Consider the following 12,236-nt stretch of genomic DNA (forward strand, 5'->3'; position numbering starts at 1 on the left):
AATGAAAACTGGTAAAGAGCTCAAACCCGGTACCGTCCTGCGGATCGACAACGATCCTTGGCTGGTGCAGAAGGCCGAATTCACCAAGTCCGGCCGTAACAGCGCGATCATGAAGACCAAGCTGAAAAACCTGCTGACCGGCTACAAGACCGAAACCGTGTACTCGGCTGACGACAAGCTGGACGACGTGATCCTGGATCGCAAGGAAGCCACCCTGTCCTTCATCAGTGGTGACAGCTACACCTTCATGGACACCACCGACTACACCATGTACGAGCTGAACGCCGAAGATATCGAGGCCGTTCTGCCGTTCATCGAAGAAGGCATGACCGACGTCTGCGAAGCCGTGTTCTTCGAAGGCCGCCTGGTATCCGTAGAGCTGCCGACCACCATCGTGCGTCAGGTCGACTACACCGAAGGTTCCGCCCGTGGCGATACGTCCGGCAAGGTCATGAAGCCTGCCAAGCTGAAAAACGGTACCGAACTGTCGGTAGCCGACTTCATCGAAATCGGCGACATGATCGAGATCGATACGCGCGAAGGCGGTTCCTACAAGGGCCGCGCGAAGTAAGCTTCGCTGCGATGAAAAACCCGGCCAGGCGCCGGGTTTTTTGTGCCTGCGCGATGCGCCCGGGTGGGGCTCAGACGTTATCCTGAAGCCGGCCGCGCAGTTCCAGCAGGCGGTCCTGCAGTTTGCGCAAATCAGGTGGGTCCATGGCCACCGCGCCGAAGACACAGGCCGGTATCTCCAGCGCATCGTCACGCAGGTTCCGGCCAGCGTCGGTCAGGTTCACGATCACCACGCGCTCGTCTTCCTTGCTGCGGGTTCGGCTGAGCAGGCCAAGGCTTTCCAGCCGTTTGAGCAGGGGCGTAAGGGAGCCGGGGTCGGTGAGCAGGCGCGTACTGATCTCGCCCACGGTCATGCCGTCGCGCTCCCACAGCACCAGCATGGCCAGGTATTGAGGGTAGGTAAGCCCCAGCTTGCTGAGCAGGGGTTTGTAGACCTTGGTCATCAGCAGTGAGGTTGAATAAAGGGCAAAGCAAAGCTGGTTATCCAGCAGCAAGTGATCGCCGGAGTCGGCCGCCTGTTTTGTTGAATGTTCGGCTTTCATGCTGATCCTTGATGTCGAATGACGATAAAAGTGGTGCGCTGGTATTTAGTGTGCCATTCAATCCATGTCGGCTCTATCGGTACTGCGTGAGCAGCCTGAAATTTCGAACCGTGAACGCATTCAGAAGTTCGTTAAATGTTCATTTCCCGTACGATGGCGCGTTTTTTACGGAGGCTCGGCATGTTGGACTGGGTAGGCTATGTAGCCTTTGGCGCGGCATTGGGAACGCTTGGCGGCTTGTTCGGCATCGGCGGGGGGCTGATCGCGATTCCGGCGCTGGGGCTGCTGTTCGGGCTGGACCAGCAACTGGCGCAGGGCACCGCGCTGGTGATGGTGGTACCCAATGTGCTGCTGGCGCTGTGGCGCTATCACCAACGCAATCGAATCGACCACCGACACGCCGTGGCCTTGGGTATCGCCGGGCTGGTGTGCGCCTGGCTGGGGTCGCTGTGGGCGGTAAGGCTGGATGGCGCCGTGATGCGCAAAGGCTTCATTGGTTTTCTGCTGTTTCTGGTGCTCACGAATCTGGTGCGTATGTTCGGGCACCAGACGCCGCCCAGCCAGGCGCTCAAACATGGCTGGCCATGGCTGGCAGCGCTCGGTGGGCTGGCGGGGTTGGCAGGCGGGCTGTTCGGGGTGGGCGGGGCGGTGGTCGCCACCCCGGTGCTTACGGCGGTGTTCGGTGCCTCCCAGGTAGTGGCCCAAGGGCTATCGCTGGCCCTCGCCGCGCCCAGTACCGGCATTACCCTGGTGACCTATGCGTTGCACGGCCATGTGAACTGGCCCATGGGCCTGGCGATGGCGGTAGGCGGATTGTTGAGCATCAGCTGGGGTGTGAAACTGGCCTATGCCTTGCCCGAGCGTGTGTTGCGCGCGGCCTTCTGCGGGTTCTTGCTGTTGTGTGCGTTGATGCTGGCAATGAAGGTGTGATCACAGGCGAAAGCCCTCGGCGATGAACTCGGCCAGGGATTCGGTCACCGTCGATTGGGTGCTCGCATTGCGCAGCAGCATCACATTCGCCAGCGGCAGCTCGGGCAGCTGCTCGGCCGGGCCGAGGATGCGCATGTCCGCCGGGATCAGGCTGCGCAACTGTGCCGTGACCGCCAGGCCTGCGGTGACCACGGCCATGATTGCCGCCAGGCTCGGGCTGGTGTAGGCAATGCGATAAGCCTTGCCGCGCGTATCCAGCGCATTGCAGGCCCAGGCCCGGCAGAAACAGTCGGTGTTGAACATGGCCAGTGGGATCGGGTCTCGCTCGTGGGGTGAGAAACCGCTCGCCTCGGCCCACACGAAGCGTTCCTGGCGCAACAGCTGGCCGATCTCGTGGCCCGGTTCGCGGGTCACGATGGTGAGGTCCAGGTCCTGGCGGTTCATCAGCGCCTTGGAGCTTTCGCAATGCACTTCCACTTGCACCAGCGGGTAAGCCTCGGCAAACCGCGACAGGATGCCCGGCAAGAACCGCATGGCGTAATCATCCGGCGTACCGATGCGCACCGTGCCGACCATATGCGGTGCGCGGAGCGTGTTGAACACTTCACTGTGCAGCTTGAGAATGCGCCGGGCATAGCCCAATAGCACCTGCCCTTCGGCGGTCAGGCGAACCTGCCGGCCGTCGCGCTCGAACAGCTGTCGCTGCAGCACATCCTCTTCCAGCCGCTTCATCTGCATGCTCACAGCGGATTGAGTGCGGTTGACCAGCTCACCCGCGCGGGTAAACCCCCCGTGGTCGGCAATGGCCACGAAGGTGCGCAGTACATCCGAATCAATACTGGGGTACGTGGCCATTCATCAAACCCTGAGATGGGAGGGATAAGAAACATTCGTTGGATTGATCTTATCGCTAGGCAGACACTTTGCCCATCACTCACGGAGGGCGACAAGATGAAAGGTCAAAAAGGTTTTGTACGGGCTCACCCGTCTCCGTTTCATTTCGTGCTGGGTACGGCTTGGCTCAAAGGTGTTTTCGGTCGTCTTGGTCGTTGGCATGAACTGGCGCAGCAGCGGCGGCAGTTGGCGTCGTTGAGCGACAACGCGCTGCATGACCTGGGGCTGAGCCGCGCCGATATCGTGTCCGAAGCCGACCGGCCGTTCTGGGATGACCCGCTCAAGCATTGAGCCCGGGTTGGCGCAGCTTGCGAACATTCCCCGGCTACGCCGGGTCCCACACGGTGGTCTGAGCTGCTGAGGGGTTCCTGGGCTAAGGTATGAGTTTGCATGTTCGGATTGCCTATGCCCCCGCGTGAATCATTCAGCCAGCCAGAAGCCCGTCGGCTGGCACTTCATGCCCAAGGTTTCGGTGCACGTCAGGGCCGACATGAACCCCGCCACCTGCTGGCAATGGCTGAGCGCCTGGGTGCCTTGCAGCTTGATTCGGTCAATGCACTGGCGCGCTCACACTACCTGCCGCTGTATTCACGCCTGGGCGGATATTCGCGCGAGACCTTGGATCGCCTTGCCTGGGGCAAGGGCAGGCACCGGCAGCTGTTCGAGTATTGGGGGCATGAAGCTTCGCTGTTGCCGCTGGGCCTGGAACCCCTTCTGCGCTGGCGCATGGCACGTGCTCGCCGTGGCGAGGGCATTTACCGGGAGCTGGCGCGGTTTGGCGCCGAACAGCCCCGGCGGGTGGCCGAAGTACTGGACCACGTTCGGCGCAACGGCGCGCTGGGCGCAGGCAGCCTGTCCACGCGCAAGGAGCGGGCGGGGCCTTGGTGGGACTGGAGCGAAGAGAAAATGGCCCTGGAATGGCTGTTTGCGGCAGGTGAAGTAACGGTCGCATCGCGCCGGGGGTTCGAGCGGCTGTACGATTTGCCGGAGCGTGTATTCCCAGCCGCGCTGCTGGCCCAACCCACGCCCGATGAAGCCGATGCCCAGCGCGCGCTGCTGTTGCATGCCGCACGGGCGCTCGGTGTTGCTACCGAGCGGGACCTTCGCGCCTATTTCAGGCTCGGCCCCGACGATGCTCGGGCCCGGCTGCTGGAGCTGGAGGAAGAGGGCGGCCTGTTACGTTGCGAAGTGGAAGGCTGGGCGCAGCCGGCCTGGTGCCTGCCGGTTTCGCGAATACCTCGCAAGGTGGATGTCAGCGCGCTGTTATCCCCGTTCGATTCGCTGATATGGGAGCGCGACCGCGCCGAGCGGCTGTTTGCCTTTCGCTACCGGCTGGAGTTCTACACGCCGCCGGCCCGCCGGGTATACGGCTACTACGTGATGCCGTTTTTACACCGGGAAGCCCTGGTGGCGCGGGTGGACATTCGCGCCGACCGTGCCAATGGATGCTTGCGGGTACACGCCTTGCACCAGGAAGGCCCGGCGCTGGGCGATGATGCCATGCAGGCGCTGGCGGCTGCCTTGAAAGCCCTGGCCGCCTGGCTGGGCCTGGCGGCGCTGGATATCCAATGCCCACGCCCCGAAGGGCTGGCGCTGCTGGCTGCGCTTGAACTCAGCGACGAACCCCTTTGAGCGTTTCGGCGATCATGAAGGCCAGTTCCAGCGACTGGTCGGCGTTCAAGCGGGGGTCGCAATGGGTGTGATAGCGATCGGACAGAGCGTCTTCGGTGATCGGCCGTGACCCGCCAATGCATTCGGTGACGTTCTGCCCGGTCATCTCGATATGGATACCGCCCGCGTAAGTACCTTCGGCCTGGTGCACTTGGAAGAAATCCTTCACCTCGCCGAGGATTTGCGCGAAATCCCGGGTCTTGTAACCTGTGCTCGCCTTGATGGTGTTGCCGTGCATCGGGTCGCTGCTCCACAGCACCTGCCGCCCCTCGCGCTGCACAGCCCGTAGCAGGCGAGGCAAGTGATCGCCCACCTTGCCGGCGCCCATGCGCACGATCAGGTTCAAGCGGCCGGGGTCGTTGTCCGGGTTTAGCACGTCGATCAGGCGTACCAGTTCGTCCGGGTCCATGGTGGGGCCGACTTTCACTCCGATGGGGTTGTTCACGCCCCGCAGGAATTCAACATGGGCGCCGTCCAGCTGGCGGGTGCGGTCGCCGATCCACAGCATGTGGGCCGAGCAGTCGTACCAATCGTTGGTGAGGCTGTCGCGGCGCACGAAGGCTTGCTCGTAGTTGAGCAGCAGCGCTTCGTGGGCGGTGAAGAAGCTGGTTTCCCGCAACTGAGGCAACTCGTGCAGGCCGCAGGCGCGCATGAACCCCAGGGTTTCGTCGATGCGGTCCGCCAGGCGGTGGTATTTGTCTGCCAGCGCGGAGTTGGCGATGAAATCCAGGTTCCACTTGTGCACCTGATGCAGGTCGGCAAAGCCACCCTGGGCGAAGGCCCGCAGCAGGTTAAGGCTGGCGGTGGACTGGTGGTACGCCTGCATCAGCCGCTCAGGGTCCGGGGTGCGGCTCTGCTCATCGAAGCCGATGCCGTTGACGATGTCCCCGCGGTACGCCGGTAGCGTCACCAGCCCCTGGGTTTCGTCGTTGCCCGAGCGAGGCTTGGCAAACTGCCCGGCCATGCGCCCCACCTTCACCACTGGGCAGCCAGCGGCGAAGGTCATCACGATCGCCATTTGCAGCAATACCTTGAAGGTGTCGCGGATCTTGGCGGCGGAAAATTCCGCGAAGCTCTCGGCGCAATCGCCGCCTTGCAGCAGGAACGCGCGGCCCTGGGTGACTTCAGCGAACTGTCGGCGCAATTCACGCGCCTCGCCAGCGAACACCAGTGGCGGGAAGCCAGCGAGGGTACGTTCCACCTTGGCCAGGTGATCGGCGTCAGGGTAACTGGGCTGCTGCTTGATCGGCAGTGAGCGCCAGCTGTCTGGGCTCCAGGGGGCGGACATGGTGACCTCGCGGGTTGAAGGACAGGGGGGCTGGATATTACCCCACAAGTGCCCGGGTTCGCTGCGCTGGCGAATTGCCCGGGACTCAGGGAGAATGGCCGGTTTCCGCCTGAAGAACGCCTCGCCGTGGACGAACCGATCCAACCCACGCCGCCTCCTTCCGAGGAGCGCCTGCTTGCCGAAGTGGAGGACGCCTTCGGCGTGGTCCGCGTGTGGGAGGTGGGTGACTACCGCTTCCTGGAGTTCGGCGCGGCCATCGAACAAAGCTGCGTGTTCATGCCCGACCCCGCCTGGCTCGAGTATGACTACACCCGTGCCATGCTGATTGGCGCGTTGTGTCATGACGCTCCGGAAACCGCGCTGTTCCTTGGTCTCGGTGCCGGCAACCTCACGCAGGCCTGCCTGGCGCACCTGCCGCTGGAGGATGTGGAGTGCATCGAGCTGCGCCCGGATGTGCCGCGCCTTGCCATGGAGTACATGGGCCTGGCAGACGACCCGCGGCTGTACATCCGGATCGGCGATGCCCTCGAACTGCTGCCTACCGCCGAGTCGGCCGACCTTGTGTTCGTCGACCTTTATACGGATCAGGGCCCGGGCGTGGCTCATCTCGCCTGGCGGTTTCTCGAGCAATGCCAGCAACGGCTCAACCCCGGCGGCTGGCTGGTGATCAACCAGTGGGCCAGCGATGACGGCAAGCCGCTAGGCGCCGCCCTGTTGCGGGGCCTGTACCACCGCCACTATTGGGAGCTGCCGGTAAAGGAAGGGAACGTGATCCTGCTGGTACCTGCCGACCTGGACCAGCAACTGGATTTCGACGCCCTGCACCAGCGCTGCGCAACCCTGGCGCCGCGCCTGGGTTACTCGCTTGAAAGCCTCTTGAAGGCGCTACGACCGGCCTCTTGAGCAAAGCCAATGGCCACAGGCGAGGCAGCGCTGTCTTGCCTGAGAAAAAACTCCCCCGCAAGGGCGCTTTTCAGGTATGATGCGCGCCGGCCTTTTAACGGGCCACGTTTAGGTAGCATTCTCCGAAGACAGCTTCGGCTGACGTCCGCGCTAGCGGGCTCTCCTGACGATTCATTCATCAATCGTTTTCGCAAATCCCCGCCGCCAAAGTTGCCAGGGTGACTCTCGAAGTCTTACGGCATGCGCAACTTTGGAGCATGGGTCTTTGCGGATGCACTTAGAGGCAGACCCATGACCCAGGAATCCGGCGGCTTCGCCGCGCTCGAACTCCATCCAAGCATCGTTGCAGCCGTTATCGCCACAGGGTACGAAGAACCCTCCGCGATCCAGCAGCAATCGATTCCGATCATCCTCGCCGGTCATGACATGATCGGCCAGGCGCAGACCGGTACCGGCAAAACCGCCGCGTTCGCTCTGCCGATCCTGTCCCGTATCGACCCGAGCAAACGCGAGCCGCAAGCCCTGATCCTGGCGCCAACCCGTGAGTTGGCGCTGCAAGTGGCTACAGCGTTCGAAACCTATGCCAAGCAAATGCCTGGCGTGAACGTTGTAGCAGTATATGGCGGTGCCCCGATGGGCCCGCAGCTCAAAGCCATTCGCAACGGCGCTCAAATCGTTGTAGCGACCCCTGGCCGCCTGTGCGACCACCTGCGCCGCGACGAAAAAGTGTTGGCCACCGTCAACCACCTGGTGCTCGACGAAGCTGACGAAATGCTCAAGCTGGGCTTCATGGATGACCTCGAAGTGATCTTCGATGCCATGCCGGAAACCCGCCAGACCGTGCTGTTCTCGGCAACGCTGCCGGCCTCCATCCGGGCCATCGCCGAGCGTCACCTCAAAGACCCCAAGCACGTCAAGATCCAGACCAAGACCCAGACCGTTTCGGCGATCGAGCAGGCTTACCTGCTGGTTCATGCCGATCAGAAGGCAGCCGCCGTGCTGCGCCTGCTGGAAGTGGAAGAGTTCGATGCGCTGATCGCCTTCGTTCGTACCAAACAGGCCACTCTGGACCTGGCCAGCGCGTTGGAAGCCAAAGGCTACAAGGCTGCTGCGCTTAACGGTGACATCGCCCAGAACCAGCGTGAGCGCGTGATCGACTCGCTCAAGGATGGCCGTCTGGACATCGTCGTCGCCACCGACGTCGCTGCCCGTGGCCTGGACGTACCGCGCATCACCCACGTGTTCAACGTGGACATGCCGTACGACCCCGAGTCCTACGTTCACCGTATCGGCCGTACTGGCCGCGCCGGTCGCGAAGGCCGCGCGCTGCTGCTGGTTACCCCACGCGAGCGTCGCATGCTGCAGGTGATCGAGCGTGTGACCGGCCAGAAGGTTACCGAAGTGCGCCTGCCAGGCGCCCAGGCGGTACTGGATGCCCGCATCAAGAAGCTGACCAACAGCATCGCGCCGCTGGTGGCCGACGCCGAAGCTAGCCATGGCGACCTGCTCGACCGCCTTACCGCGGATATCGGTTGCAGCCCGCGCGCCCTGGCCGCCGCACTCCTGAGCAAGGCCACCAATGGCCAGGCACTGGACCTGGCGACCGTTGAGCGTGACCAGCCGCTGGTGCCGACCGCAGCCGCACAGCGCGAGCGCACCGGTGAACGTAGCGGTGAGCGCCACGAGCGCCGCGCCCCGATGCCACTGGGCGAAGGCCGCGTTCGCTGCCGTACCGCACTGGGTGCTCGCGACGGTATCGCCGCGAAAAACCTGCTGGGCGCCATCCTCAACGAGGGCGGCCTGGTGCGCGAAACCATCGGCCGCATTCAGGTGCGTGACAGCTTCAGCCTGGTTGAGCTGCCGGAAGACGGCCTCGACCGCCTGCTGGCCAAGCTCAAGGACACCCGCGTTGCCGGCAAGCAGCTGAAACTGCGCCGTTATCGCGAAGACTGAGCCGCGCCTGCTGTAACAAAAACCCCCGCCTGAGTGCGGGGGTTTTTGTTTTCAGAGCCCGGTCGTAGGAGATAGGCGAAGCTCGCGAAGGGGCAGGCGACGCTTCAATCAAACCGATACACATCCATCCCCAACGCCCCAAGGGTAAAGCCCTGATGCACGATGCTGAAGCGCTCGCCCGCCCCCAGCGCGAAGTACAGCGGTAACAGGTGTTCCTCGCTCGGGTGGTTGCGCACGGCATGCGGTGCCTGGCGGCGGTAATCCAGCAATGCTTCTGTCTCTCCGCTGCCGAGCTTGCCCGCAATCCAGTCCCTGAACGCCAATGCCCAAGGTGTAGCGGCTTCGTCCTCTGCCTGACGGTCCAACTCACGAAGGTTATGGGTAATGCTGCCCGAACCGATCAGCAGCAGGCCCTGCTCTCGAAGCGAGGCCAACGCCTTACCTACCGCGACCTGCAGCGCAGGCCCGTACTCGCTCGGCAGTGAAACCTGCACCACGGGGATGTCTGCTTCCGGGTACATCAGCCGCAGCGGCACCCATACACCGTGGTCGAATGGCCGTTGTGGGTCCAGGGTGGCAGGCAGCCCTTTCTCGATAAGTTGAGCCATTATCTTGGCTGCAAGCTCCGGTTCTCCGGCAGCGGGGTATTGCAGCTCGTAGAGCGGGCGGGGAAAGCCTCCGAAGTCGTGCCACGTAGGCGGAGCAGGGTGGCTGCTTACCTGCAGGGTAGGGCTCTCCCAGTGGGCGGATACCACCACTATGGCCTTGGGCCTTGGCAGCGCGGCGGCAAGCTTGCGCAGGGCCGGCCCGCTGGCGCCAGGCTCGAGCGCCAGCATGGGGGAACCGTGGGAGATGAACAGACTGGGCAGCATGGCGGCCTCGTGGATAATCAGTAATGCGCTATCTTCATCGAGCCCAGGGGTAGAAATCCAACGGGTTTTTTCGCATGAATCAATCGAATTCATAGGCGCATGCGCGACGTGCGCGGCACAAACGAAGAGGGCGACTTTCGTCGCCCTCTGGTGGGTTACCCGCGCCGACGCAAGGCGTCGATCCGTTCCTCGAGAGGCGGGTGGCTCATGAACAGGCCGGCCAGGCCATGCTTGAGGCCGCCATTGATACCAAAGGCCGTGAGGGTGCTTGGCATGGTGACCGCCACGCCCTGCTCGGCCCGCAGGCGGTGCAGCGCATTGATCATCGCACCGGTGCCGGCGAGGCGGGCACCGGCGTCATCGGCGCGGAACTCCCGGCGCCGCGAGAACCACATCACGATGATGCTGGCCAGGATACCCAGTACCAGCTCGGCGAAGATGGTTGCGATGTAGTACGCCATGCCTTGGCCTTCTTCGTTCTTGAAGATGACCTTGTCGACGAAGTTGCCGATGATCCGCGCGAAGAACATCACGAAGGTGTTCACCACGCCCTGTACCAATGCGAGGGTGACCATGTCGCCGTTTGCCACATGGCCGATCTCGTGGGCCAGTACCGCGCGCACTTCGTCCGGGGAAAACCGCTCGAGCAGGCCTTGGCTTACCGCGACCAGGGCATCGTTGCGGTTCCAGCCGGTAGCGAAGGCGTTGGCCTCGTAGGCGGGAAAAATCCCCACTTCGGGCATTTTGATGCCGGCTTCGCGGGACAGCTGCTCCACGGTTTGCAACAGCCACTGTTCGTGGCGAGTGCGCGGTTGGGTAATCACCTGGGTGCCAGTGCTGGTGCGCGCCATCCATTTGGAAATGAACAGCGAGAACAGCGAGCCGGCAAAGCCGAAGACCGCGCAGAAGATCAGCAGCTGGCCGAGGTTGAGGTCTACCCCGTTTGCCGCCATGAAGCCGTTGAAGCCGAAAAGGCTCAGGGTGATGCTGGCAATCAGCACCACCGCAAGGTTGGTGGCCACAAACAGCAGAATGCGCATCATGGTGTCGAGTTACTCCTGACGGATTGAAGTGAAGCGTAGTCGGCTATATAAGGCGCCCCCTCCGGCGATTCAACAGAACGACTATTTCAAACTGTGTCTTCAGAAGTTTCCTACACGTTGCGTCGACTTCCTCGACACTCGGTAGGCCAGCGAAGCGGGGGGAGGGCGCGGGCTCTGGCACGGGGGTGAGTGGCCGCCCACCCCCGGCGCTGTCACTGGCGGTAGGTGCGCAGGAAGCTGCCGATGCGGCCAATGGCTTGTTCGAGATCGTCTACCCTCGGCAGGGTGACCACACGGAAGTGATCAGGCCATGGCCAGTTGAAGGCCGTGCCCTGAACCACGAGCAATTTCTCTGACAGCAGCAGGTCCAGCACGAACTTTTCATCGTTGAGGATCGGGCATACCTTGGGGTCGATCCGCGGGAAGGCATAAAGCGCGCCCATGGGCTTCACGCAGCTCACGCCTGGGATGTCATTGAGCAATTCCCACGTGCGGTTGCGTTGCTCGAGCAGGCGGCCCGGCGGCAGCACCAGGTCGTTGATGCTCTGGTAACCCCCCAGTGCGGTCTGGATGGCATGCTGGCTGGGCACGTTGGCACACAGGCGCATGTTCGCAAGGATGTCCAGGCCCTCGATGTAGCTCTGAGCGTGCTGCTTGGGCCCGGAAATGGCCATCCAGCCCGAGCGGAAGCCTGCTACCCGGTAGGATTTGGACAGGCCATTGAAGGTCAGGCACAGCAGGTCCGGGGCCAGCGAAGCGCTGCTGATATGCACGGCTTCGTCGTAAAGGATTTTGTCGTAGATCTCGTCCGAGAACACCACCAGGTTGTGCTGGCGAGCCAGTTCCAGCATGCCCAGCAGCACTTCTTTCGAATACACGGCCCCGGTGGGGTTGTTGGGGTTGATGATCACCATGGCCTTGGTGTTCGGGGTGATCTTGGCCTTGATGTCTTCCAGGTCTGGCCACCAGTTGGCCTGTTCGTCGCACAGGTAATGCACGGCGTGGCCACCGGCCAGGCTCACGGCGGCGGTCCAGAGCGGGTAATCCGGCGCCGGTATCAGCACCTCATCGCCATTGTTCAGCAGGGCCTGCATGGACATCACGATCAGCTCGGACACACCATTGCCCAGGTAGATGTCCTCGATCCCCACGCCTTCTACCTGCTTTTGCTGGTAGTACTGCATCACCGCCTTGCGCGCGCTGAACAGGCCCTTGGAGTCGCTGTACCCTTGGGCGGTAGGGAGGTTGCGGATCACGTCCTGGAGGATTTCCTCAGGCGCTTCGAAGCCGAACGGCGCCGGGTTGCCGATATTCAGCTTCAGGATGCGATGGCCTTCTTCTTCCAGCCGCTTGGCGTGCTTGAGCACCGGCCCACGGATGTCATAGCAGACATTGGCGAGTTTGTTCGATTTGCTGAACTGCATGATGAGATCCCGAAGAGTGGCCGGGCGGCGCCGAAATGAGTTTGAATGCGCGAAGCGCCGGTGACAGACTGACAACGATTGAAGGCGCAATGATACGTGCCGTCCCCATCACGGAAAAGCCACCTCCGGCGGATTTTCCGTAGCCG

11 protein-coding genes and 1 pseudogene are annotated in these 12,236 nt (G+C 62.7%); 6 read left to right on the top strand and 6 right to left on the bottom strand.

Going from position 1 to position 12,236, the window contains the following annotated elements; genetic code table 11:
• Nucleotide 1: 1 nt before the first annotated feature.
• Nucleotides 2–571 (top strand): elongation factor P, encoded by a 570-nt coding sequence (locus G7016_RS19300; RefSeq protein ID WP_181117336.1) that lies wholly within the window; start codon nucleotides 2–4, stop codon nucleotides 569–571.
• A 70-nt stretch (nucleotides 572–641) separates the two neighbouring features.
• On the opposite strand, the gene G7016_RS19305 is transcribed toward G7016_RS19300, so the two are convergent.
• Entirely contained in the window at nucleotides 642–1,112 is a 471-nt protein-coding gene (locus tag G7016_RS19305) for a MarR family winged helix-turn-helix transcriptional regulator (RefSeq protein ID WP_181117337.1), read from the bottom strand.
• Between the two features lie 180 nt (nucleotides 1,113–1,292).
• Between G7016_RS19305 and G7016_RS19310 the strand changes: the two genes are divergently transcribed.
• The gene (locus G7016_RS19310) at nucleotides 1,293–2,042 is read left to right on the top strand and encodes a sulfite exporter TauE/SafE family protein (protein WP_181117338.1); all 750 of its coding nucleotides are present in this window, start codon (nucleotides 1,293–1,295) and stop codon (nucleotides 2,040–2,042) included.
• Here the strand turns inward: G7016_RS19310 and G7016_RS19315 are convergent, their stop codons facing one another.
• On the bottom strand, nucleotides 2,043–2,897 hold the full coding sequence (locus G7016_RS19315; protein ID WP_181117339.1) for a LysR substrate-binding domain-containing protein: 855 nt from the start codon (nucleotides 2,895–2,897) through the stop codon (nucleotides 2,043–2,045).
• A gap of 96 nt (nucleotides 2,898–2,993) precedes the next feature.
• Here G7016_RS19315 and G7016_RS19320 point away from each other — a divergent pair, with 96 nt between their 5' ends.
• Both G7016_RS19320 and G7016_RS19325 read left to right on the top strand, forming a co-directional pair.
• Nucleotides 2,994–3,227, top strand: a complete 234-nt coding sequence (locus G7016_RS19320) for a DUF1127 domain-containing protein (RefSeq protein ID WP_181117340.1) — start codon at nucleotides 2,994–2,996, stop codon at nucleotides 3,225–3,227.
• A 114-nt stretch (nucleotides 3,228–3,341) separates the two neighbouring features.
• Nucleotides 3,342–4,568 carry a winged helix-turn-helix domain-containing protein gene (locus G7016_RS19325; RefSeq protein ID WP_181117391.1) on the top strand — a complete coding sequence of 409 codons (1,227 nt, stop codon included), beginning with the start codon at nucleotides 3,342–3,344 and terminating at the stop codon, nucleotides 4,566–4,568.
• Here G7016_RS19325 and G7016_RS19330 read toward each other — a convergent pair.
• On the bottom strand, nucleotides 4,549–5,895 hold the full coding sequence (locus tag G7016_RS19330) for a class II 3-deoxy-7-phosphoheptulonate synthase (RefSeq protein WP_181117341.1): 1,347 nt from the start codon (nucleotides 5,893–5,895) through the stop codon (nucleotides 4,549–4,551). The genes G7016_RS19325 and G7016_RS19330 overlap by 20 nt on opposite strands.
• A 126-nt stretch (nucleotides 5,896–6,021) precedes the next feature.
• Here G7016_RS19330 and G7016_RS19335 point away from each other — a divergent pair, with 126 nt between their 5' ends.
• Nucleotides 6,022–6,798, top strand: a complete 777-nt coding sequence (locus G7016_RS19335) for a spermidine synthase (protein ID WP_225775012.1) — start codon at nucleotides 6,022–6,024, stop codon at nucleotides 6,796–6,798.
• 257 nt (nucleotides 6,799–7,055) lie between these two features.
• Nucleotides 7,056–8,751, top strand: a pseudogene (locus G7016_RS19340) (DEAD/DEAH box helicase).
• A 104-nt stretch (nucleotides 8,752–8,855) separates the two neighbouring features.
• On the opposite strand, the gene G7016_RS19345 reads toward G7016_RS19340, so the two are convergent.
• From G7016_RS19345 to G7016_RS19355, 3 genes are all read right to left on the bottom strand, one after another.
• Nucleotides 8,856–9,623, bottom strand: coding sequence for a DODA-type extradiol aromatic ring-opening family dioxygenase (locus G7016_RS19345; protein ID WP_181117343.1), 768 nt, complete (start codon nucleotides 9,621–9,623; stop codon nucleotides 8,856–8,858).
• 155 nt (nucleotides 9,624–9,778) lie between these two features.
• Nucleotides 9,779–10,666 carry a protease HtpX gene (gene htpX / locus G7016_RS19350; RefSeq protein WP_181117344.1) on the bottom strand — a complete coding sequence of 296 codons (888 nt, stop codon included), beginning with the start codon at nucleotides 10,664–10,666 and terminating at the stop codon, nucleotides 9,779–9,781.
• A 212-nt stretch (nucleotides 10,667–10,878) separates the two neighbouring features.
• On the bottom strand, nucleotides 10,879–12,090 hold the full coding sequence (locus tag G7016_RS19355) for a pyridoxal phosphate-dependent aminotransferase (protein ID WP_181117345.1): 1,212 nt from the start codon (nucleotides 12,088–12,090) through the stop codon (nucleotides 10,879–10,881).
• Nucleotides 12,091–12,236: the final 146 nt, after the last annotated feature.

The organism is Pseudomonas japonica (assembly GCF_013522925.1).
GTDB lineage: Bacteria > Pseudomonadota > Gammaproteobacteria > Pseudomonadales > Pseudomonadaceae > Aquipseudomonas > Aquipseudomonas japonica_A.

Coding starts and splice junctions, on each gene's coding strand:
- G7016_RS19355 (WP_181117345.1), bottom strand. CDS start 12,090: ATGCAGTTCAGCAAATCGAACAAACTCGCCAATGTCTGCTATGACATC.
- G7016_RS19305 (WP_181117337.1), bottom strand. CDS start 1,112: ATGAAAGCCGAACATTCAACAAAACAGGCGGCCGACTCCGGCGATCAC.
- G7016_RS19310 (WP_181117338.1), top strand. CDS start 1,293: ATGTTGGACTGGGTAGGCTATGTAGCCTTTGGCGCGGCATTGGGAACG.
- G7016_RS19300 (WP_181117336.1), top strand. CDS start 2: ATGAAAACTGGTAAAGAGCTCAAACCCGGTACCGTCCTGCGGATCGAC.
- G7016_RS19315 (WP_181117339.1), bottom strand. CDS start 2,897: ATGGCCACGTACCCCAGTATTGATTCGGATGTACTGCGCACCTTCGTG.
- G7016_RS19345 (WP_181117343.1), bottom strand. CDS start 9,623: ATGCTGCCCAGTCTGTTCATCTCCCACGGTTCCCCCATGCTGGCGCTC.
- G7016_RS19325 (WP_181117391.1), top strand. CDS start 3,342: ATGCCCCCGCGTGAATCATTCAGCCAGCCAGAAGCCCGTCGGCTGGCA.
- htpX (WP_181117344.1), bottom strand. CDS start 10,666: ATGATGCGCATTCTGCTGTTTGTGGCCACCAACCTTGCGGTGGTGCTG.
- G7016_RS19330 (WP_181117341.1), bottom strand. CDS start 5,895: ATGTCCGCCCCCTGGAGCCCAGACAGCTGGCGCTCACTGCCGATCAAG.
- G7016_RS19320 (WP_181117340.1), top strand. CDS start 2,994: ATGAAAGGTCAAAAAGGTTTTGTACGGGCTCACCCGTCTCCGTTTCAT.